The organism is Pseudomonas sp. JL2 (assembly GCF_031570495.1).
Classification (GTDB): Bacteria; Pseudomonadota; Gammaproteobacteria; order Pseudomonadales; family Pseudomonadaceae; genus Aquipseudomonas; species Aquipseudomonas rhizophila.
In genome coordinates this window covers 11,024-30,994 of sequence record NZ_JAKUDH010000011.1, presented here as the reverse complement: position 1 = coordinate 30,994, position 19,971 = coordinate 11,024, and the positions used below count along the sequence as shown (strand labels likewise).

The 19,971-nt window shown below is 59.8% G+C and carries 19 protein-coding genes; 5 read left to right on the top strand and 14 right to left on the bottom strand.

All coding sequences use genetic code 11. The features are described from left to right. Nucleotides 1–21: 21 nt before the first annotated feature. The 6 genes from ruvC to MKS85_RS15540 form a co-directional block, all read right to left on the bottom strand. Nucleotides 22–546, bottom strand: a complete 525-nt coding sequence (gene ruvC / locus MKS85_RS15565) for a crossover junction endodeoxyribonuclease RuvC (protein WP_030140802.1) — start codon at nucleotides 544–546, stop codon at nucleotides 22–24. A 162-nt stretch (nucleotides 547–708) separates the two neighbouring features. Continuing rightward, nucleotides 709–1,455, bottom strand: a complete 747-nt coding sequence (locus MKS85_RS15560) for a YebC/PmpR family DNA-binding transcriptional regulator (protein ID WP_188252013.1) — start codon at nucleotides 1,453–1,455, stop codon at nucleotides 709–711. A 119-nt stretch (nucleotides 1,456–1,574) separates the two neighbouring features. Continuing rightward, on the bottom strand, nucleotides 1,575–3,350 hold the full coding sequence (aspS, locus tag MKS85_RS15555; RefSeq protein WP_092393309.1) for an aspartate--tRNA ligase: 1,776 nt from the start codon (nucleotides 3,348–3,350) through the stop codon (nucleotides 1,575–1,577). Nucleotides 3,351–3,425: 75 nt separating this feature from the next. Next, nucleotides 3,426–3,647 (bottom strand): FmdB family zinc ribbon protein, encoded by a 222-nt coding sequence (locus tag MKS85_RS15550; protein ID WP_003178589.1) that lies wholly within the window; start codon nucleotides 3,645–3,647, stop codon nucleotides 3,426–3,428. Between the two features lie 123 nt (nucleotides 3,648–3,770). After that, complete coding sequence (locus MKS85_RS15545) at nucleotides 3,771–4,148, bottom strand: ribbon-helix-helix domain-containing protein (RefSeq protein ID WP_107321974.1); 378 nt, start codon at nucleotides 4,146–4,148, stop codon at nucleotides 3,771–3,773. Nucleotides 4,149–4,354: 206 nt separating this feature from the next. Further along, a complete protein-coding gene (locus MKS85_RS15540) occupies nucleotides 4,355–4,828 on the bottom strand; it encodes a Dps family protein (RefSeq protein WP_047227073.1) in 474 nt (157 codons plus the stop codon). Between the two features lie 374 nt (nucleotides 4,829–5,202). On the opposite strand from MKS85_RS15540, the gene MKS85_RS15535 reads away from it, so the two are divergent. After that, nucleotides 5,203–5,808, top strand: coding sequence for a cold-shock protein (locus MKS85_RS15535; RefSeq protein ID WP_047227074.1), 606 nt, complete (start codon nucleotides 5,203–5,205; stop codon nucleotides 5,806–5,808). 70 nt (nucleotides 5,809–5,878) lie between these two features. Here MKS85_RS15535 and MKS85_RS15530 read toward each other — a convergent pair whose 3' ends face one another. Next, the gene (locus MKS85_RS15530) at nucleotides 5,879–6,085 is read right to left on the bottom strand and encodes a SlyX family protein (RefSeq protein ID WP_047227075.1); all 207 of its coding nucleotides are present in this window, start codon (nucleotides 6,083–6,085) and stop codon (nucleotides 5,879–5,881) included. A gap of 4 nt (nucleotides 6,086–6,089) precedes the next feature. Beyond that, nucleotides 6,090–6,515, bottom strand: a complete 426-nt coding sequence (locus tag MKS85_RS15525) for an HIT domain-containing protein (RefSeq protein WP_076383691.1) — start codon at nucleotides 6,513–6,515, stop codon at nucleotides 6,090–6,092. 854 nt (nucleotides 6,516–7,369) lie between these two features. Here MKS85_RS15525 and MKS85_RS15520 point away from each other — a divergent pair. Then, the gene (locus MKS85_RS15520; RefSeq protein WP_188252014.1) at nucleotides 7,370–8,653 is read left to right on the top strand and encodes an OprD family porin; all 1,284 of its coding nucleotides are present in this window, start codon (nucleotides 7,370–7,372) and stop codon (nucleotides 8,651–8,653) included. A gap of 151 nt (nucleotides 8,654–8,804) precedes the next feature. On the opposite strand, the gene MKS85_RS15515 is transcribed toward MKS85_RS15520, so the two are convergent. Both MKS85_RS15515 and MKS85_RS15510 read right to left on the bottom strand, forming a co-directional pair. Then, a complete protein-coding gene (locus MKS85_RS15515; protein WP_047227078.1) occupies nucleotides 8,805–9,647 on the bottom strand; it encodes a mechanosensitive ion channel family protein in 843 nt (280 codons plus the stop codon). Nucleotides 9,648–9,744: 97 nt separating this feature from the next. After that, complete coding sequence (locus MKS85_RS15510) at nucleotides 9,745–10,230, bottom strand: YajQ family cyclic di-GMP-binding protein (RefSeq protein WP_003205057.1); 486 nt, start codon at nucleotides 10,228–10,230, stop codon at nucleotides 9,745–9,747. A 142-nt stretch (nucleotides 10,231–10,372) separates the two neighbouring features. Here MKS85_RS15510 and MKS85_RS15505 point away from each other — a divergent pair, with 142 nt between their 5' ends. From MKS85_RS15505 to MKS85_RS15495, 3 genes are read left to right on the top strand one after another with little or no spacing between them, the layout of a single operon-like run. Further along, on the top strand, nucleotides 10,373–11,290 hold the full coding sequence (locus MKS85_RS15505; RefSeq protein ID WP_188252015.1) for a putative 2-dehydropantoate 2-reductase: 918 nt from the start codon (nucleotides 10,373–10,375) through the stop codon (nucleotides 11,288–11,290). Nucleotides 11,291–11,336: 46 nt separating this feature from the next. Further along, nucleotides 11,337–13,373: a HAMP domain-containing sensor histidine kinase gene (locus tag MKS85_RS15500; protein WP_047227080.1), complete on the top strand. Its 2,037-nt coding sequence runs from the start codon at nucleotides 11,337–11,339 to the stop codon at nucleotides 13,371–13,373. Nucleotides 13,374–13,375: 2 nt separating this feature from the next. After that, a complete protein-coding gene (locus tag MKS85_RS15495; RefSeq protein ID WP_047227081.1) occupies nucleotides 13,376–13,957 on the top strand; it encodes a cob(I)yrinic acid a,c-diamide adenosyltransferase in 582 nt (193 codons plus the stop codon). A gap of 141 nt (nucleotides 13,958–14,098) precedes the next feature. On the opposite strand, the gene MKS85_RS15490 is transcribed toward MKS85_RS15495, so the two are convergent. The 4 genes from MKS85_RS15490 to secA form a co-directional block, all read right to left on the bottom strand. Beyond that, the gene (locus MKS85_RS15490) at nucleotides 14,099–15,043 is read right to left on the bottom strand and encodes a Nudix family hydrolase (protein WP_139049276.1); all 945 of its coding nucleotides are present in this window, start codon (nucleotides 15,041–15,043) and stop codon (nucleotides 14,099–14,101) included. After that, on the bottom strand, nucleotides 15,040–15,672 hold the full coding sequence (locus tag MKS85_RS15485) for a glutathione S-transferase family protein (protein WP_047227083.1): 633 nt from the start codon (nucleotides 15,670–15,672) through the stop codon (nucleotides 15,040–15,042). Before MKS85_RS15485 ends, MKS85_RS15490 begins: the two co-directional genes overlap by 4 nt. Before the next feature lie 160 nt (nucleotides 15,673–15,832). Then, nucleotides 15,833–17,050 carry a bifunctional glutamate N-acetyltransferase/amino-acid acetyltransferase ArgJ gene (gene argJ / locus MKS85_RS15480; RefSeq protein WP_047227084.1) on the bottom strand — a complete coding sequence of 406 codons (1,218 nt, stop codon included), beginning with the start codon at nucleotides 17,048–17,050 and terminating at the stop codon, nucleotides 15,833–15,835. 122 nt (nucleotides 17,051–17,172) lie between these two features. After that, nucleotides 17,173–19,908: a preprotein translocase subunit SecA gene (gene secA / locus MKS85_RS15475; protein WP_047227085.1), complete on the bottom strand. Its 2,736-nt coding sequence runs from the start codon at nucleotides 19,906–19,908 to the stop codon at nucleotides 17,173–17,175. Nucleotides 19,909–19,971: the final 63 nt, after the last annotated feature.

Below are 19,971 nucleotides of genomic sequence, written 5' to 3'. Positions count from 1 at the left end.
CGAAAGACTGCGCTGATGCTATCAGAGACGCAGGCGCCCGCCACGACTGCGTGCGGCTCCCAGGCCATGCGGCAACAGGCTGGAACGGGTATGGGCATGGCAAATGGCGATGGCCAGGGCGTCGGAGGCATCGATCTGCGGCTTGCTGACCAGTTTCAGCAGATGCATCACCATCATTTGCACCTGTTCCTTGTTCGCCGCGCCCGTTCCAACGACCGCCTGCTTGACCTGGGTCGCGGTATATTCGGCGATTTCCAGGTTTTCCTCGGCACCGGCCACAATGGCCGCCCCACGAGCCTGCCCCAGCTTCAGGGCAGAATCGGCGTTACGCGCCATGAAGACCTTTTCAATGCCCATGGTGACCGGGCCGTAGGTCTGGATGACTTCACGCACGCCGCGATAAACGATCTGCAAGCGCTCGTGCAACTCACCGGCACCGGTGCGGATACAGCCTGACGCGACGTACACACAGCCGCGCCCGGTATCACGAACCACGCCGTAGCCGGTGATGCGCGAACCGGGGTCGATACCAAGGATTAAAGTCATAACGCCTGCGGTTTGAGGGGAGTTATTCAGACCTGTGGGAGCGAGCTTGCTCGCGATGGCGTCGGATCAGCAAGCACAGCGTTGACTGAAATACCGCTATCGCGAGCAAGCTCGCTCCCACATTTTGGTCATTCGCAATCGTCAATATTTGAACAAGCCTTCTCAGCCAAGCTGTTCAGCCACCGACTCCGGAATATCGGCATTGGAATAAACGTTCTGCACATCGTCCAGGTCTTCGAGCATGTCGATCATCTTGAGCACCTTTTCCGCACCTTCCAGGTCCAGTTCGGCGCTGGTGGTCGGTTGCATGACGATTTCCGCGTCGGCCGGCTTGAAACCGGCAGCCTCCAGGGCATTGCGCACGGCGTAGAAGCTGGCGAACGAGGTGAACACGTCGAACGAACCGTCCTCATGACTGACCACGTCATCGGCGTCGGCTTCCAGGGCCGCCTCCGTCAGGGCATCTTCATCGAGGCCCGGCGCGAAACTGATCTGCCCCTTGCGCTCGAACAGGTACGCCACCGAACCGTCGGTGCCCAGGTTACCCCCGCATTTGCTGAAGGCGTGACGCACGGCGGCGGCGGTGCGGTTGCGGTTGTCGGTCATGCACTCGACCATCACCGCTACGCCACCGGGGCCGTAACCCTCGTAGGTCAGCTCTTCCACATTATCGGCTTCGGTCGCACCCGCGCCGCGGGCGATAGCGCGGTCGATGATGTCGCGACTCATGTTCGCCCCCAGCGCCTTGTCCAGGGCCAGGCGCAAGCGCGGGTTGGAACCCGGATCACCGCCACCCTGGCGGGCAGCGACCGTCAGCTCACGGATCCACTTGGTGAATATCTTGCCCCTCTTGGCATCCTGACGTTCTTTGCGGTGCTTGATGTTCGCCCACTTGGAATGACCTGCCATAACTCGCTCCGGTTTCTCTTTGCAACATTGCCCGCCCTGCACTCGCACAGTAGCCGGCAACCAGAAATATCGACCCCAATGAAAAGGCGCATCCGAAGATGCGCCTTCAGGTGTCGGCCTTACTCAGCCTTTGGCTGTTCACGCAAACGGATGTGCAACTCGCGCAGTGCCTTGGCATCCACTACACCCGGAGCCTGGGTCATGACATCGGCCGCGCTCTGGGTTTTCGGGAACGCGATCACTTCACGGATCGACTGGGCGCCGGTCATCAGCATCACCAGGCGGTCCAGACCAAAGGCCAGGCCACCGTGGGGTGGTGCACCGTACTTCAGGGCATCGAGCAGGAAGCCGAATTTCTCTTCCTGTTCCGCTTCGCTGATGCCCAGCAGACGGAAGACCGCCTGTTGCATCTCCTTGCGATGGATACGGATCGAACCGCCACCCAGCTCGGTGCCGTTCAAGACCATGTCGTAAGCGCGTGACAGAGCGGTGGCCGGGTTGGCCTCCAACTCCTCAGGTGAGCACTTAGGCGCGGTGAACGGGTGGTGCAGCGCGGAGAAACTGCCGTCGTCGTTCTCTTCGAACATCGGGAAGTCGACGACCCACATCGGCGCCCATTCGCAGGTCAGCAGCTTGAGATCGTGACCCAGCTTGATGCGCAGCGCCCCCAAGGCTTCGCTGACGATCTTGGCCTTGTCAGCGCCGAAGAACACGATGTCGCCATCAACCGCGCCCACGCGATCGAGGATCACGTTCAGGTTGGCTTCAGGGATGTTTTTCACGATCGGCGATTGCAGGCCGTCAACACCCGCCGCGCGCTCGTTGACCTTGATGTACGCCAACCCCTTGGCACCGTAGATGCCGACGAACTTGGTGTAGTCGTCGATCTGCTTGCGCGGCATGCTTGCCCCGCCTGGCACACGCAGGGCCGCGATCCGGCATTTCGGGTCGTTGGCCGGGCCACTGAACACCTTGAAATCAACTTCCTTGAGCTGATCGGCCACGTCCACCAGTTCCAGCGGGTTGCGCAGGTCCGGCTTGTCGGAACCGTAGCGGCGCATGGCCTCTTCGAAGGTCATGTGCGGGAACTCGCCGAATTCCAGACCCAGCACTTCCTTGAACAGGTTGCGGATCATGCCTTCGGTCAGGCCCATGATGTCTTTTTCGTCGAGGAAGCTGGTCTCGATGTCGATCTGAGTGAACTCAGGCTGACGGTCGGCACGCAGGTCTTCGTCGCGGAAACACTTGGCGATCTGGTAGTAGCGGTCGAAGCCGGCCACCATCAGCAGTTGCTTGAACAGCTGCGGCGATTGCGGCAAGGCAAAGAAGCTACCGGGGTGGGTGCGGCTCGGCACCAGGTAGTCGCGAGCACCTTCCGGCGTGGCGCGGGTCAGGATCGGCGTCTCGACGTCGAGGAAGCCGTTTTCGTCCAGGTAACGACGGATACTGGTGGTCATGCGCGAACGCAGACGCAGCTTCTCGGCCATTTCCGGGCGACGCAGGTCAATGAAGCGATAGCGCAGGCGGGTTTCTTCGCCCACGTCGGAGTATTCGTTGAGCGGGAACGGCGGGGTTTCCGCTTCGTTGAGCACTTCCAGCTCATAGCCCAGCACTTCGATCATGCCCGAGGCCATGTTGGCGTTGCCGGCACCGGCCGGACGCAGGCGTACCTTGCCGGTGATCTTGACCACGTATTCGCTGCGCACGCGGTCGGCGGCGGCGAAGGTTTCAGCGCGGTCCGGGTCGAACACTACCTGAGCCAGGCCTTCACGATCACGGATATCGAGGAAAATCACCCCGCCATGGTCACGGCGACGATGGACCCATCCGCAAAGAGTAACTTCCTGACCTTCCAGGCTTTCGTTCAGTTGGCCGCAATAATGGCTGCGCATCATGGTAGTGGTTTCACTTCTCGTAATTCGAAATTCGGTTGGAGGCCCTGCCCGTGCAAGAGCTCGCGCGTGTTCAACTCAGTCAGCTTTGTCGCCACCGGCCAGGTTCTTCTTGGCGCCGGTCTTGAAGTCGGTTTCATACCAGCCGGTGCCACCGAGGCGGAAACCTGGCATGGACAGCATCTTTTTCAGTTCCGGCGCCTGACAGGCAGGGCAGTCGACCAGCGGTGCCGCGCTGATCTTTTGAATGGCTTCCATCTGATGACCACAGGAAGCACATTGATAGTCGTACATCGGCATGGGGGTTGTCTCGGCGATCAGGTTACTCGCGCAAAGGCTGGGCTTTGCGGCAAAGAGCGGGATTATATCCATTAAATGCGGCCTGTGCAGCCGTAAGACGGCACAGGCCGTTGCCGGTCGGTTTCAGCCACTGACAGGCGCCACGCATTCATCACGCCAATGCCGCCCCACGACCGCTGTCCCAGCCTCTTTCAAACTGTGCACCACGCAAACCACGCGCACTAAACCGCTGAAGTTGCGTACCCCGCCATGGCGCAGGTGCACTTCCCGGTCCACATGGGACAGCAGAGTACTGATGGAACAGCTGTTGAGCTGGGCCATGTCACCGAGAATATCCCAATAGACCTGCTCGAGCCGAAGACAGGTGGCGAACCCATTCAGGCGGATCGATCGGGACAGGGGCCGGGCCAGCTGCATGTCGAACCCCCGGACGAACGGGTCGATGGTAATGGGCTGAAAGCGCCCATGCACACCCTCCCCAGGTTCCTTTCCTTGAATCATACCGTTGACACTCCTTTGCCATACGAACCTCTCAATTGGAACAACCAATCTGTGGCTCTATGGAAGCTCAACGGCATCGCCAGATCCAGATGACTTTATGACCATCGGCGTAGGACAAGCCAGCAGCAGGCAGGCGACGAATTACGACGTCCTACACAAAGAGCCAGCGATAATGCCAGCCCCTCCGTCATCGCCCGGCCCGGCGCTTACCGATCTTCCAGCAGCGAGCGCAACATCCATGCGGTTTTTTCATGGACCTGCATGCGCTGGGTCAGCAGATCGGTGGTCGGTTCGTCACTGACCTTGTCCGATAAAGGAAGGATGCTACGGGCCGTACGCGTCACGGCTTCCTGACCCTCGACCAACTGGCGGATCATGTCTTCGGCGCCAGGCACGCCTTCTTCTTCCTTGATAGAAGACAAGCGTGCATACACGGCGTAAGCGCCCGGCGCAGGAAATCCGAGGGCACGAATGCGTTCGGCAATCAGGTCCACCGCCAGCGCCAGTTCGTTGTATTGCTCCTCGAACATCAGGTGCAGGGTGCGAAACATCGGCCCCGTGACGTTCCAGTGAAAATTATGGGTCTTGAGGTACAGAACGTAAGTGTCCGACAGCAGCCGTGAAAGCCCCTCGACGATGGATTTGCGATCTTCTTCACTGATCCCGATATCAATGGCCATGTTGGTTGATCTCCTGCGGTGATGAATTCGACAGCGGCCCTTGCACTCTAGCCGGTGTTACCGCCGCCAGCCTGCGACAAATCGCCAGCCCTCCTGAACCGACAAGCCGCAACACCGGAGGGTTCCGACGAGGCGGGAGATTTCACGCCCTTGCCTGACACCTTGCGCCGACGAACAGCGCGGTCCGCCCCCCGTAACGGGTTTGAGAAGGTCGAGGCTTTGCTGTTAAATAGGCAGTGTGTCGCTACGCCTATTTTTCCGGGCATGGCGCATAGGCTGATTCGGGAATGTGTCCAACGCCTCTCTATTGTTCCGAAGCGAACCGCCCCGATCAGCTCTTCCTTGTGATCCGTCTTAACCGTGAGTCAATCAAAATGTTGAAAATCGTCCACTTGCTAATGGGCGCAGCTGCCCTGCTGCTGTCCTTCATCCCTAGCCTGGGTTCCGAAGCCACGCCTTACCTGCAACATCCCGATGCGCTTTACCTGGCCTTTTTCGGCCTGCTCAACCTGACCCTTGCACCTGTTATCCCCTACTGGAACAAAGGCCCACGCCATCAACTGCAAAACCTGGTCAGCGCCTTGCTGGTGTTGGCCGTTGCCCTGCAAACCCTGACCCTGCTGGCACCCATGCCGCAAATCGCCGGTCAACCGGCCGTGCTGTTCAGCCTGGCCGCGTCACTGCTCGCCGTGGCATTGCACCTGGCTGTCAGCTTCTACAAGAAGTCGTCACCGGCCGCCGCACCGCAAAACTACGACATGTCCAACCGCGATACCGGCACCGTGAAGTGGTTCAACACTTCCAAGGGGTTCGGTTTCATCTCCCGCGACTCCGGCGATGACATCTTTGTGCATTTCCGAGCCATTCGTGGTGAAGGCCACCGCGTTCTGGTCGAAGGCCAGCGCGTGGAGTTCTCCGTGATGAACCGCGACAAGGGCCTGCAGGCCGAAGATGTGATCGCCGCGCTACCGCGCCGCTGATCCCAAGCGTAAAAAAACCGCGATGCAGCCAGGCTGCTCGCGGTTTTTTATTGCCTGTCGTTCCGGTCGGTCAGTAGTGAGGCGGAGGCGCTTCTTCTTCGAAGGTTTCAAATTGCCCGGCCATCTCTTCCTGGCGCTTGAGCAACGCGGCCATTTGCAGCTGCAGACGCTCGACCACTCGTTGCTGCTCCACCAGCACGTCATTTAATGCCTGGATGGTGTCATCCTGAAACGCCAGGCGGCTTTCCAGATCCGTTACACGCTCTTCAAGGTTCATGGTTTCAGCCCTCCAGAAACTTGAAATCATCGGTCAGGGCCGCTCGCAATCGGTCGCGAATGACCTTCACCTGTTCAGCAGTATACGACCTGGCCGGGTGTTTGCCCCAGACCGGCGCTGGCCAGGCCGCGTCATCACGCTTGCGCACGATGACGTGCATGTGCAACTGACTGACGACGTTACCCAAGGTTGCAACGTTCAGCTTGTCAGCATTGAAGGAGTCCTTGAGGGTTTCGGCCAGGGCCGTGGTTTCCTTCCACAGCTGCCGCTGGTCGGCGTCATCCAATTGAAACAATTCGCTGATATTTTCCCGTCGCGGCACGAGGATGAACCACGGGTAATTGGAGTCGTTGGACAAGAGCAACCGGCACAGCGGGAAGTCACCCATGACTAACGTGTCTTGTTGCAGTTGTGGATCTAAAGCAAACACCGCGCGCACTCCTCGCTGGTTATCGTTTTTGCCCGACTCAGCGGGCCTGAGGGGGACATAGAGCCGCAGCATACCCTTGAACGTCGAAGGGTTCACTGCGTACTGTCATGACCCTGTCCGATGCTTTTTTTCCAGTACGCGCACCAACTCAGCGCGGCCGGTAACACATAGGCCTGAGACGGGCGCTGCGAGCACTGCCTCTTGCGCTGAGCCTGTAAAATTTTCGTACAAGGTAGAGATTTTTTGCACCAAAACAGCACAACGCGTCTACGCTCAGTGCACGAAGCATCCGTGATCTACTCACTGAGAGGGTGAACCGGTAACGTTTTTGGTTGTCTCGCAGCGTTTAGCGGTTCTAAACACGAGAGCGCCACAGCAGTCAACCTCATTTAAAACAAGGCCTTTGGAGCCCGGTTTCATGAGGTTTCACCATGCAAAAATGGAGAATGTGAAAAAAACGTGAACAAAATCCGGGTTTGAGCATGCTTGTTGCATTCATCCCCATATCGCCTGCAGGGCATCGCCGGAAGCGAAAACCTGCTGGCTTATAAATAAAGTGGCAAGGTTGCCCACAGGGAGCTTCAAGCGCAGTAACAAAGGACTCTTTACACCGACGCCGGAAAAAAAGAAGCAACTTCGAGTTGTGAGTCCGATTGCGCCGGAACAGCCAAAATACGACATGGATCGAGCCATTGGCGACAGGGTCGTAAAGAAGCTGAAAGATTGGATGGGCAAGTATCGCCAATGAATGTCGTCGTGATATAAGTTCGCGCCGACACAAAAAGAAAGAGCCGCCCAGATAAAAAACAGGTGGGACGGCAAGACTCTTCTAAAAACCAAAGGAGCAAATCACGATGCGCGTGATGAAGTGGAGCATGATCGCACTGGCTGTTTCGGCCAGTACCTCGCAGTTCGCAATGGCCTCTTCCCAGGAAGAATCCAAGGGCTTTTTTGAAGATCAGAGCCTGAACGTTCTGAGCCGTATGCTGTACATGAATCGTGATTTCAAAAACAACCCAGGTGGCCAGAGCTATCGTGAAGAAGCCGGCCTTGGCGTACGTGCCATTTACGAGTCGGGCTTTACCCAAGGTACTGTCGGCGTAGGTGTTGACGCTTTTGCACTGGGCTCTGCCCGATTCGACGGCGGCACCGGTCGTCGCGGTAACGGTTTGTTCGCCGCAGACAGCGATGACAATCTGGAAAAAACTCAATCGAAGACTGGCGGCGCGGTTAAATTCCGTCTGTCCGACACCGTGCTGAAATACGGTAACCAGTTCACCAGCAGCCCAGTATTCTCCACTGACGACAGCCGTCTGCTGCCGGAAGTTGCCACCGGTACCTTGATCACCAGCAACGAAATCAAGGGCCTGGAGCTGAGCGCAGGTCGCTTCACTTCCCTGAGCGCACAAACTGGCATGGGCCGTGACAGTATCGATGTCCGCAGCGATGCTCAAATCGATGCCGGCGTGCCCGAGGGCCTTACGTCCGCTAACATTGCCGGCGCAACCTACCAGTTCACCGACAACTTCGTAGCTGGCGTGGCTGCTTCTGATGTGGATGACCACTTCAAGAAGAAATACCTCAACCTGAACTACACCCTGCCAATCAACGAAGATCAGTCCCTGAACTTCGACTTCAATGGCTACGACAGCAAGAGCCAGGGTCAAGACCTCAGCGGCGACATCGACAACCGCATCTGGTCCCTCGCAGCAGCCTATAGCATCGGCGCCCATAAATTCACCCTGGCTCACCAGCGCTCCACCGGTGACACTGGCTACGTTTACGGCGTTGACGGCGGCGGCACTATTTTCCTCTCCAACTCCGTCCAGTACTCCGACTTCAACAATAAAGACGAGCGTTCCTGGCAGGCTCGCTACGACCTGAACATGAAAACCTACGGCGTTCCTGGCCTGAGCTTCATGACTCGTTACATCACCGGTGACAACATTGACACCGCCACTAACGACGATGCTAAAGAACACGAACTCGACTTCGAAACCAAGTACGTTATGCAGAGCGGTCCAGCCAAAGACCTGTCTTTCCGCATTCGTAGCGCGTTCTATCGTGGAAGCACCGGTGTTGGCAGTGACAACAACGACTTCCGCTTCATCGTCGAATACCCTCTGAGCATCTTGTAATTCAGCGGTCATTCGATAGTTACACCGGCAACAAATAAAAAACCGCTCACCTGATCCAGGTGAGCGGTTTTTTTGTGCCCATTACAAGTCAACTTGAAAGCAACTTCGTAATTAGCAAGCTAACTAACAATCAGCTCATGCATTCAAAGCGTTACTGCGCAGCCCCTTCGTGGACCATACGAATAACCCGCTGTGGAAACGGAATATCAATCCCCGCGTCTTTCAAACGATCCCGGGCCTGTTCATTGAACATGAACATCACGCTCCAGTAATCGGCCGTTTTGACCCATACCCGCAACGACACCGTGATCGAACTGTCGCCGAGGGTGGAAATCACCGCCTCAGGCGCCGGATCGGCAAGTACACGCTCGTCCTTGGCCAGCTCCAACAACACTTCGCGAGCCTTTTGCAGGTCGGCCTGGTAATCCACGCCTACATCGAACACGACTTTGCGGGTCGGCTGGCGATTGGTGTTGGTGATGATGCCGTTCGACAGGTTGCCGTTGGGCACGATGACAGTTTTGTTGTCACCGGTGCGAATCACGGTGTGAAAGATCTGGATGCTGTCGACCGTACCGGCCACGCCTTGAGCTTCGATCCAGTCACCGATGCGGAACGGGCGGAACAACAGAATCAACACACCACCGGCGAAGTTCGCCAGGCTGCCCTGCAATGCCAAGCCGATCGCCAGGCCTGCCGCACCGATAGCCGCGATGAACGAGGTGGTCTCAATGCCGATCATCGACGCCACGCTGACGATCAGCAGGATCTTGAGGATGATGTTCGCCAGGTTGCTGATGAACCCTTGCAGCGCCAGGTCGGCATTGCGCAGTGCCAGCAGCCCGCCGAGTTTGCGGGTTACCTTGTTGATCAGCCACCAGCCAATGGCCAGCGTAACCACCGCCAGCAGCACCCGGCTGCCGTACTCCATGATCATGGGGATCCAGGCCTCGGACGCCTTGATCAAGTTGTCCACTTCAGCGTTCAAGTCCATCTACCTCTCCTTCTATTGCCGTAACCACGAAAGACCGGGCGAAGCATTGTGAAAAGAGCGTTTGCCCACTCCCCACAATGCCTCTGTGCACCGGGTGTCAGTCGCGGAAGTTATTGAACTGCAAAGGCATGCCGAATTCCTTGCCCCGCAGCGCCGCGATGGCTTCCTGCAAGTCATCACGCTTTTTGCCGGTGACGCGCACTTGCTCGCCCTGGATGGCGGCTTGCACCTTGAGCTTGGCGTCCTTGATATGAGCAACGATTTTCTTCGCCAGTTCCTTGTCGATGCCTTCCTTGAGCACGGCTTCCTGCTTCATCAGCTTGCCCGAGGCATAGGCGTCCTTGACCTCAAGGCACTGAACGTCGATCTTGCGCTTGACCAGGGCCAGCTTGAGGATCTCGATCATTGCCTCAAGCTGGAAGTCGGCCTCGGCGGTCAGGTTGACGGTCAGGTCCTTCTCCTTGAACTCGAAACTGCCCTTGCCCTTGAGGTCATAACGACGGTCGAGTTCCTTGACGGCGTTTTCAACGGCGTTGGTGACTTCGTGTTTGTCCAGTTCGGATACCACGTCGAATGACGGCATGTAGTGTTCTCCAATAAAAAAGACGCGCCCGTAACAAAGGCGCGTGCTTGGCTTGTGGTTAAAATCGGGCTCATTATAACGGGTCTTTTCCTGTCGACACTGCGAGCCCCCAGATGCCTGCGCCAAACCGAGTAAAAAACTGATGCCTACTACCTGGCATGTCCTGGGGGCCGGCAGCCTCGGTACGTTGTGGGCGACGCGCCTGGCCCGGGCCGGTTTGCCGGTTCGGCTGGTACTGCGCAATGAACAACGCTTGCAGGCCTATCGGGCCGCCGGTGGTCTGACGCTGGTGGAACAGGGTCAGGCCCGGCAATACCCGGTACCCGGGCAAACAGCCGACGCCCCCGAGCCGATCAAACGCCTGCTCCTGGCCTGCAAAGCCTATGACGCCGAAGCGGCCGTGGCTTCTGTGGCTCATCGCCTGAGCGCCGACGCGGAACTGATCCTGCTACAGAACGGCCTCGGCAGTCAGGACGCAGTCGCCAATCGTGTTCCCCAGGCCCGTTGCATCAGTGCCTCCAGTACCGAAGGGGCATTCCGCGACGGTGACTGGCGCGTGGTGTTTGCCGGCCACGGCTACACCTGGCTGGGTGACCCCGCGCACCCGGTGGCACCGATCTGGCTGGACGACCTCACCGCCGCCGCCATACCCCACGAATGGACGGCTGACATCCTCACCCGGCTCTGGCGCAAACTGGCGCTCAACTGTGCCATCAACCCTCTGACCGTCCTGCACCACTGCAAGAACGGCGGCCTGCAGGCGCATCACTGCGAAGTGGCGACCCTCTGCGCGGAACTCACGGACCTGCTGGAACGCTGCGGCCAGCCCATGGCGGCCGAAGACTTGCAGCCGGAAGTCGAACGGGTCATACAGGCCACCGCCGCCAACTACTCCTCGATGTACCAGGACGTCGCCCATGGCCGCCGCACCGAAATCAGCTACCTGCTCGGCCACGCTTGCAAGGTTGCCGAGCGCCACCGGTTACCGGTGCCACACCTGGAACAATTGCGGCAGCGACTGATTGCCCACTTGAACAACCTCGGATTGCCCGGCGACTGAGCAGCGGCTACGCTGGCCCTCGTGTTCCTTTTTAACGAAGAGTCCGATGCCATTGCGCCAGCGCCTTGAAAACCTCCCGGTCGGCCAGAAACTGCTGGCCGCCCTGCTGGTGTTGTTGACCACCGTCCTGCTGGTGGCCAACCTGACCTTTATCAGCGCCGCCTATTACATTTCCCAGGAAAGCATGGCGCCCCAGGCCCTGCAGACCATCGGTCGGCTGGTGGCCAACCCGAGCCTGATCGCCGATGCCCTGCAGTCGCCTCAGACCGCCCAGCGCCTGCTGGATGAACTCAACAGCTACGCGCCGTTGCGGGCCGCTGCGTTGTATGACGGCGAGGGCGCACGCCTGGCGCAACTGCAACAGGGCGAAAAGCTCAAGCTGCCGGACCATTACCGCCACATGCAGGCGTGGCAAGCCAGTGAGTTTCGCAGCAATCAGGTCATCACCCTGCCCCGCCCGGGGACGGCGCCGGGTCATCTGTTGCTGGTGGCCAGCAGCGAACTGCCGACGGCGTTCTACACCGGCACCCTGACCGCCAGCCTCGGCATCCTGATTTTCAGCGTGTTGCTCTGGCTGGTCATTGCCCAGCAGATCAAACGCCTGATCACCCAGCCGATTCATCAGCTCGAGGAACTGTCGCGCCAGGTCACCCGCGAGGAGAACTATTCCCTGCGCGCCGCCCGCGGCAACCACGACGAAATCGGCAGTCTGGCCGAGGCGTTCAACACCATGCTCTCGCGGATCGAAGCCCGGGAGCAGCAACTCAAGCGCGCGCGTGACGACTCCCAGGCCGCCTACGACCAGGCCCAGGGCCTGGCGGAAGAAACCCGCCACACCAATCGCAAACTGGAGCTGGAAGTCCAGGTGCGCAGCAAGATCGAGAAAAAGCTCACCGGTTTCCAGAACTACCTCAACAGCATTATCGACTCCATGCCCTCGGCCCTGATCGCCCTCGACGAACAGCTCTACGTCACCCAATGGAACCAGGAAGCCAGCGCCCTCTCCGGCACACGCCTGGACGAGGCGCTGAACCAGCCGATCTTCCTCGCCTTCGAACCGCTCAAGCCTTACCTGCCGCAGCTCAAGCAAACGGTCGAACAGCACACGGTGGCGAAGATCGAACGCGTCACCTGGACCAAGGATGACGAGGCCCGGCACTACGCCCTCACCTTCTATCCACTGATGGGCGGCGCCGGGCGCGGCGTGGTGATCCGCATCGATGACATCACCCAGCGCCTGTCGCTGGAAGAAATGATGGTGCAATCGGAGAAGATGCTCTCGGTCGGCGGCCTTGCGGCGGGCATGGCCCATGAAATCAACAACCCGCTGGGAGCCATCCTGCACAACGTGCAAAACATCCGCCGACGCCTGTCGCCGGAGCTGCCGAAGAACATCGAACAGGCCGAACAACTGAATATCGAACTGCAAAGGGTGAATCTTTACCTGCAAAGCCGGGAAATCCCGCAGTTGCTTGACGGCATCCAGCAGGCCGGCGCCCGGGCGGCGAAAATTGTCACCCACATGCTCAGCTTCAGCCGGCGCAGCACCCGGCAGATGGCCCCCTGCGACCTGCCGGCACTGATCGACCAGGCGGTGGAGATCGCCGGCAACGACTTCGACCTGGCAATCGGTTTCGATTTCAAGGGCCAGGCGATCATCCGGCAGTTCGACCCCAACCTGGGCCCGGTGCCCGGCACCGCCAACGAGCTGGAGCAGGTGCTGCTCAACCTGCTGAAAAACGCCGCCCAGGCGATCCATCAACGCCAGGACGACAGCGAACCCGGGCGCATTATTCTGCGCACGCGGCTGAACCCACCGTGGGCAGAGATCCAGGTGGAGGACAACGGCATCGGCATGAGCGAGAACGTACGCAAACGCACCTTCGAGCCGTTCTTCACCACCAAGGAAATCGGCCAAGGGACCGGGCTGGGGCTGTCGGTGTCGTATTTCATCATCACCAATAATCACAAGGGCCAGATGGAAGTGCAGTCGGCGCCGGGCCAGGGCACCTGCTTCACCTTGCGCCTGCCATTGACCGGCACCTCAATGGTGCCGCAGGAACACAAACAACTGGAGCGCTGAACATGGGTTTTCGCCTGTCGAAGATTTACACCCGCACCGGCGACAAAGGTGAGACCGGGTTGGGGGATGGTCGCCGTGTAGCCAAGGACCATCCACGGGTCGAGGCCATTGGCGAGGTGGACACGCTCAATAGTCAGTTGGGATTGTTGCTCGCCAGCCTCGCGGTAGAGGCAGCTGAATATCCGGCGCTACAGGAGCTGATCGAGGTCTTGGCGCCTTGTCAGCATCGACTGTTCGACCTGGGCGGTGAACTGGCGATGCCGGCTTATCAGGCCTTGAACATGCTGGAAGTCGAGCGCCTGGAAGCAGCCATCGATGCATGGAACGAAGAAGTCGGGCCGCTGGAGAATTTCATCCTGCCCGGTGGCTCGACACTGATCGCCCAGGCCCACGTCTGCCGCAGCCTGGCCCGTAGCGCCGAACGCCGTTGTCAGCAGTTGAACGCCGTGGAGCCACTGGCCGGGCCGGGGCTGGCGTATATCAATCGGTTGTCGGATCTGTTATTCGTCGCGGCGCGGGTCATTGCCCGGCGGCAAGGGGTGGCTGAGGTGCTGTGGGTGGCGGCGGCCAAGCCCGAGAGTTGAGCTGGGTCGCCTGTCAGGACCTCATCGCGAGCAGGCTCGCTCCCACAGAGAATCTGTTGCGTGACATGGATACTGGTTACACCATAAATCCCATGTGGGAGCGAGCCTGCTCGCGATGAGGCCCGCGAACACCCCACCCAATCAAGGCCCAGGCCAAAACGCCCGAATCCCCGCCACACCCTGCGCCCCAGCGGCCCAGGCTTGCTGCCGTTCGTCAGGCCCCACCCCGCCCAACAGATACACCGGCCTGTTGAAGCCCTCGATCAACCGCGAAGCCTCTTCCCACCCCAGCGGTTGGGCCTCGGGATGGGTCTGGGTCGGTTGCACCGGCGAGAGCGTCACGAAGTCCACGTCCATCTGCTGCGCCAGGGACAGCTCCTCGGCGTTGTGGCAGGACGCCGCCAACCAACGGTCTTTGCCAAAAGGACGACCGGCCGCAGCATGCTTGCGCAATTGCGCGGCGGTAATGTGCCAGCCGGCGGACGGGAAATCCCCCAGCCATTCGAAAGGCCCCTTGAGCATCAACTGGGCCTTGCCGGCGCACAAACCTGCCGCATCCACCGCCAGATCGCGGTACTTCGGGTCGTAGCCGTTGGGCGCGCGCAGCTGGACCAGTTTGATCCCGCCGGCGATAGCCTTTTGCATGCCGCGCAGCAACTGCGGCGTTTCGAGGCCTTCAGGGGTGATCAAATATTCGCCGGGCAAACGAGCCGCCGCGATGATCGGCTGGTTGGCCGCCGGGAACTCATGGTTCAAAAGCTCCCGGGCCGTGACCCAGGCCAATGGCTGCCCTTCGGCACCGTGAGGCTCGCCGGTGAACGCCGAGACTTCCCAGACATCCAGCATCACCTGTTTATCCGGGTAATCGTGACGCACCTTGATCAACGGCCGGGCGGCGACGACGACAATGCCCAGCTCCTCATGAAGTTCGCGGGCCAGGGCGGTTTCGACGGACTCATCCGCCTCGACCTTGCCACCGGGAAACTCCCAAAGGCCACCCTGGTGCTGGGTGTCGGCCCGTCGGGCGATCAGGATTTTGCCGGCAGCGTCACGAATGACCGCCGCCGCTACATGGACTCGTTTCACCGCGCTGTTTCCTCCAGGCCGGCCTGTTGCCACGCCTTGAACGCCGGCCATTGATAGATAGTTTCGACATAGGCCGCATCGACCTCGGGCAACGCCACCTGATAGGTGCGCAAGCGCACGGCCACCGGCGCGAAGAACACATCGGCCAGGCTCAAGCGGCCAAACAGGTAGGGCCCGGCTTCAGTAGCCGCCGCACGGCATTCGGCCCACAGTGCCAGCATCCGCTGGATTTCCGCTTGAACCTCCGCCGGCATGGGCACTAGCGGCGCATCGCGCAGCAGGTCAAACGGCATGTGGCTGCGGATAGCAAAAAAACCGCTGTGCATTTGTGCACAGGCCGAACGTGCCTGAGCCCGGGCCGCGACGTCCCTGGGCCAGAGGCCCGCATCTGGAAACTGTTCAGCCAGGTATTCGGCAATCGCCAGGGAGTCGGCGATCACACCGAATTCGGTCTTGAGCAACGGGACTTTGGCGGTGGCTGAATACTTGAGCAGTTTCTCACGGGTGTCCGGTTGGTCGAGCCTGACCAGCTCTTCGGTGTACTTTGCGCCGGTCAACGCCAGGGCCAGCGCACCGCGCAAGGACCAGGAGGAAAGGTGTTTGTCGCCGATGATCAGGTGCAGGCTCAAGTCTGGAATCCTTTCTTGGGGTGTTGTGGAAGCTGTACTGGCGCCATCGCGAGCAAGCTCGCTTCCACAATGGATCGGTGGTGTGAACACGTCCAGGTCACCCAACCAATCCCTGTGGGAGCGAGCCTGCTCGCGATGGCAGCAACTCGGTCCCGAACTGTTAAGTCCGATATTCCGCGTTAATCTTCACATACTCGTGGGACAGGTCAGTCGTCCAGATCGTTTCGCTGCAATCACCACGTCCCAGCTCGATACGAATGGTGATTTCTTCCTGCTGCATCACCGCCGCGCCCTGGGCTTCGGTGTAGGTGGCGGCGCGTGCGCCCTGGCTGGCGATGCAGACTTCACCGAGGAACACGTCGATCTTGCTCACGTCCAGGTCCGGCACACCGGCACGGCCGACGGCGGCGAGGATCCGGCCCCAGTTCGGGTCGGAGGCGAACAGCGCGGTCTTGATCAGCGGCGAGTGCGCCACGGTGTAGCCGACATCCAGGCATTCCTGATGGTTGCCGCCACCGTTGACCTGCACGGTCACGAACTTGGTCGCGCCTTCGCCGTCACGGACGATGGCCTGGGCCACTTCCATGCAGACTTCGAATACCGCCTGCTTCAGGGCGGCAAACAGCGCACCGCTGGCTTCGGTAATTTCCGGCAGGTCGGCCTTGCCGGTGGCGATCAGCATGCAGCAGTCGTTGGTGGAGGTGTCGCCGTCGATGGTGATGCGGTTGAACGACTTGTTGGCGCCGTCGAGCATCAGGTCTTGCAGCACCTGCCGGGAGACTTTGGCGTCAGTGGCGATGTAGCCAAGCATGGTCGCCATGTTCGGGCGGATCATGCCGGCGCCTTTGCTGATGCCGGTGACGGTGACAGTCACGCCATCGTGCTGGAACTGGCGGCTCGCGCCTTTGGGCAGTGTGTCGGTGGTCATGATGCCGGTGGCGGCAGCGGCCCAGTTGTTTTCCGACAGGTCATCCAGAGCGGCCTGCAACGCGCCTTCGATCTTCTCGACCGGCAGCGGTTCGCCGATCACCCCGGTGGAGTACGGCAGCACCTGGCTGGCGTCGACGCCGGTCAGCTCGGCCAGCTTGGCGCAGGTGCGTTCGGCGGCGGCCAGGCCTGGCGCGCCGGTGCCGGCGTTGGCGTTACCGGTGTTGGTCAGCAGGTAACGCACCGGCCCCTGCACGCGTTGCTTGGCCAGGATGACCGGCGCGGCGCAAAAGGCGTTGAGGGTGAACACGCCGGCAACCGTCGAGCCTTCGGCGCAACGCATGACCACGACATCCTTGCGCCCTGGGCGCTTGATGCCCGCCGAGGCGATACCGAGTTCAAAACCGGCAACCGGGTGCAACGTTGGCAACGGACCAAGACCAACAGCCATGAATGCGCTCCTAAATAGATAAATCGACACCGCCTTAATCGAGACGGCGAATCAAAATGGCAAAACGCCGCGACGGCTGAAAGCCGGTCGCGGCGCGGGTCGTTCAGCGCTTGAAACGGGTGTTACTGAATCTGCCCGTGACAATGCTTGTATTTCTTGCCCGAACCGCAATAGCACAGCTCGTTGCGGCCCAGCTTCTGCTCGTTACGTACCGGCGCGGTCGCCAAGGCAACATCCACCTCGGCGCCCTCCTCCTGGGCAACTTCCAGGCCTGGGGCCGGGGCGTGCTCGAACTGCATGCGCGCGGCCAAGGCTTCGGCTTCCTGACGCAAACGGGCTTCTTCTTCGGCCGGGTCTTCGCGGCGAACCTGAACGTGGGACAACACGCGGATCGAGTCGCGCTTGATCGAATCCAGCAACTCGGAGAACAGCGTGAACGACTCGCGCTTGTACTCCTGCTTGGGGTTCTTCTGGGCATAACCACGCAGGTGGATACCATGGCGCAAGTGATCCATGGTCGACAGGTGGTCTTTCCACAAGTCGTCCAGCACCCGCAGTACGATCTGCTTCTCGAAGGAGCGCAGCGCTTCTTCGCCGGCCTGGTCTTCTTTCTCGTTGTACGCGGCGATCAGTTCGGCCAGCAGCTTCTCGCGCAGGGTTTCTTCGTACAGGTGATCGTCTTCGTCCAGCCATTGCTGGATCGGCAACGCCACGCCGAAGTCGCTCTGCAAGGCAGCTTCCAGACCGGCGACATCCCACTGCTCAGGCAGCGACTGCGGCGGAATGTGGGCGCTGACGGTTGCGTTGAGCACGTCCTGGCGGAAATCTGCGATGGTTTCGCCAATGTTGTCGGCGGCCAACAAACTGTTACGCATGTGATAAATCACTTTACGCTGTTCGTTGTTGACGTCGTCGAACTCCAGCAATTGCTTACGGATATCGAAGTTGCGACCCTCGACCTTGCGCTGGGCTTTCTCGATGGCGTTGGTGACCATCCGGTGTTCGATCGCTTCGCCCGGCTGCATGCCCAGGGCCTTCATGAAGTTCTTCACCCGATCAGAGGCAAAGATACGCATCAGGCTGTCTTCCAACGACAGATAGAAGCGGCTGGAACCGGCATCGCCCTGACGACCGGCACGGCCACGCAGTTGGTTGTCGATACGACGCGATTCGTGACGCTCGGAAGCGATCACCTGCAAACCGCCGGACTCGAGCACCTGTTGATGACGCTTCTGCCAGTCGGCCTTGATCTGCGCGATCTGCTCGGGCGTCGGGTTTTCCAGGGAGGCCACTTCCACTTCCCAGTTGCCGCCCAACAGGATGTCGGTACCACGGCCGGCCATGTTGGTGGCAATGGTCAGGGCACCCGGGCGACCGGCCTGGGCGATGATCTCGGCTTCTTTTTCGTGGAACTTGGCGTTGAGGACCTTGTGCTCGATACCTTCCTTGGTGAGCAATGCGGACATGTGCTCGGAGGTTTCAATCGTGGCGGTACCCACCAGGATAGGACGACCCTGGGCCATGCATTCCTTGATGTCGGCGATGATCGCCGCGTATTTCTCATCGGCGGTGAGGAACACCAGGTCGTTGTAGTCTTTACGGGCCAGCGGCTTGTTAGGCGGGATCACCATCACTTGCAGGCCGTAGATCTGATGGAATTCGAACGCTTCGGTGTCGGCGGTACCGGTCATGCCGGACAGCTTGTTGTACAGACGGAAGTAGTTCTGGAAAGTGGTCGAGGCCAGGGTCTGGCTTTCGGCCTGGATGTTCAGACCTTCCTTGGCTTCGATGGCCTGGTGCAGGCCTTCGGACAGACGGCGACCCGGCATGGTCCGGCCGGTATGCTCATCCACCAGCACGACCTGGCCGTCCTGGACGATGTACTCGACGTTGCGATGGAACAGCTTGTGCGCCCGCAGGCCGGCATAGACGTGGGTCAGCAGGCCCAGGTTATGGGCCGAGTACAGGCTCTCGCCCTCGGCCAGCAGGCCGACGCGGGTGAGCATTTCCTCGATGAACTGGTGACCGGCTTCATTGAGCTCGACCTGACGGGTCTTCTCGTCGACCGTGTAATGGCCGGCCTTGGTCACTTCACCCTCGACTTCTTCGACGTGAAGTTCCAGCTGCGGGATCAACTTGTTGATCTCGATGTACAGCTTGGAGCTGTCCTCGGCCTGACCGGAAATGATCAGCGGGGTACGGGCTTCGTCGATGAGAATGGAGTCGACTTCGTCGATCACGGCAAAGTTGAGTTCACGCTGGAATTTTTCATCCATGCTGAACGCCATGTTGTCGCGCAGGTAATCGAAACCGAATTCGTTGTTGGTGCCGTAGGTGATATCGCAAGCGTAGGCGGTGCGTTTTTCTTCCGGCGGCTGGAACGGCGTGACCACGCCGACCGTCAGGCCGAGGAATTCATACAGCGGACGCATCCAGTTGGCATCACGACGGGCCAGGTAGTCGTTGACCGTCACCACGTGCACGCCCTTACCGGACAGTGCATTGAGGTATACCGCCAGTGTCGCCACCAGGGTCTTGCCCTCACCGGTACGCATTTCAGCGATCTTGCCTTCGTGCAAGGTCATGCCGCCGATCAACTGAACGTCGAAGTGACGCATGCCCATCACCCGCTTGCCGGCTTCACGGGCAACCGCGAAGGCTTCGGGCAGGAGCTGGTCAAGGGTTTCCCCCTTGGCGATGCGGTCCTTGAATTCGGCAGTCTTGGCGCGTAACTGATCGTCCGAAAGGGCCACCATTTGCTCTTCGAAGGCATTGACGATCTGTACCGTCTTGAGCATGCGTTTGACTTCACGCTCGTTCTTGCTTCCAAAAAGTTTCTTTAACAAAGGCGCAAACATATCGGCAGGATCTTCCACACTAAAGGGATGGAGGGCGGCCCCGTGAGTCGCCCGTGCAGCCCT

What these genes read in the sequence shown, in the direction of transcription:
- ruvC (WP_030140802.1), bottom strand. Translation starts at nt 546, where the DNA reads ATGACTTTAATCCTTGGTATCGACCCCGGTTCGCGCATCACCGGCTAC.
- MKS85_RS15560 (WP_188252013.1), bottom strand. Translation starts at nt 1,455, where the DNA reads ATGGCAGGTCATTCCAAGTGGGCGAACATCAAGCACCGCAAAGAACGT.
- aspS (WP_092393309.1), bottom strand. Translation starts at nt 3,350, where the DNA reads ATGATGCGCAGCCATTATTGCGGCCAACTGAACGAAAGCCTGGAAGGT.
- MKS85_RS15550 (WP_003178589.1), bottom strand. Translation starts at nt 3,647, where the DNA reads ATGCCGATGTACGACTATCAATGTGCTTCCTGTGGTCATCAGATGGAA.
- MKS85_RS15545 (WP_107321974.1), bottom strand. Translation starts at nt 4,148, where the DNA reads ATGATTCAAGGAAAGGAACCTGGGGAGGGTGTGCATGGGCGCTTTCAG.
- MKS85_RS15540 (WP_047227073.1), bottom strand. Translation starts at nt 4,828, where the DNA reads ATGGCCATTGATATCGGGATCAGTGAAGAAGATCGCAAATCCATCGTC.
- MKS85_RS15535 (WP_047227074.1), top strand. Translation starts at nt 5,203, where the DNA reads ATGTTGAAAATCGTCCACTTGCTAATGGGCGCAGCTGCCCTGCTGCTG.
- MKS85_RS15530 (WP_047227075.1), bottom strand. Translation starts at nt 6,085, where the DNA reads ATGAACCTTGAAGAGCGTGTAACGGATCTGGAAAGCCGCCTGGCGTTT.
- MKS85_RS15520 (WP_188252014.1), top strand. Translation starts at nt 7,370, where the DNA reads ATGCGCGTGATGAAGTGGAGCATGATCGCACTGGCTGTTTCGGCCAGT.
- MKS85_RS15515 (WP_047227078.1), bottom strand. Translation starts at nt 9,647, where the DNA reads ATGGACTTGAACGCTGAAGTGGACAACTTGATCAAGGCGTCCGAGGCC.
- MKS85_RS15510 (WP_003205057.1), bottom strand. Translation starts at nt 10,230, where the DNA reads ATGCCGTCATTCGACGTGGTATCCGAACTGGACAAACACGAAGTCACC.
- MKS85_RS15505 (WP_188252015.1), top strand. Translation starts at nt 10,373, where the DNA reads ATGCCTACTACCTGGCATGTCCTGGGGGCCGGCAGCCTCGGTACGTTG.
- MKS85_RS15500 (WP_047227080.1), top strand. Translation starts at nt 11,337, where the DNA reads ATGCCATTGCGCCAGCGCCTTGAAAACCTCCCGGTCGGCCAGAAACTG.
- MKS85_RS15495 (WP_047227081.1), top strand. Translation starts at nt 13,376, where the DNA reads ATGGGTTTTCGCCTGTCGAAGATTTACACCCGCACCGGCGACAAAGGT.
- argJ (WP_047227084.1), bottom strand. Translation starts at nt 17,050, where the DNA reads ATGGCTGTTGGTCTTGGTCCGTTGCCAACGTTGCACCCGGTTGCCGGT.
- secA (WP_047227085.1), bottom strand. Translation starts at nt 19,908, where the DNA reads ATGTTTGCGCCTTTGTTAAAGAAACTTTTTGGAAGCAAGAACGAGCGT.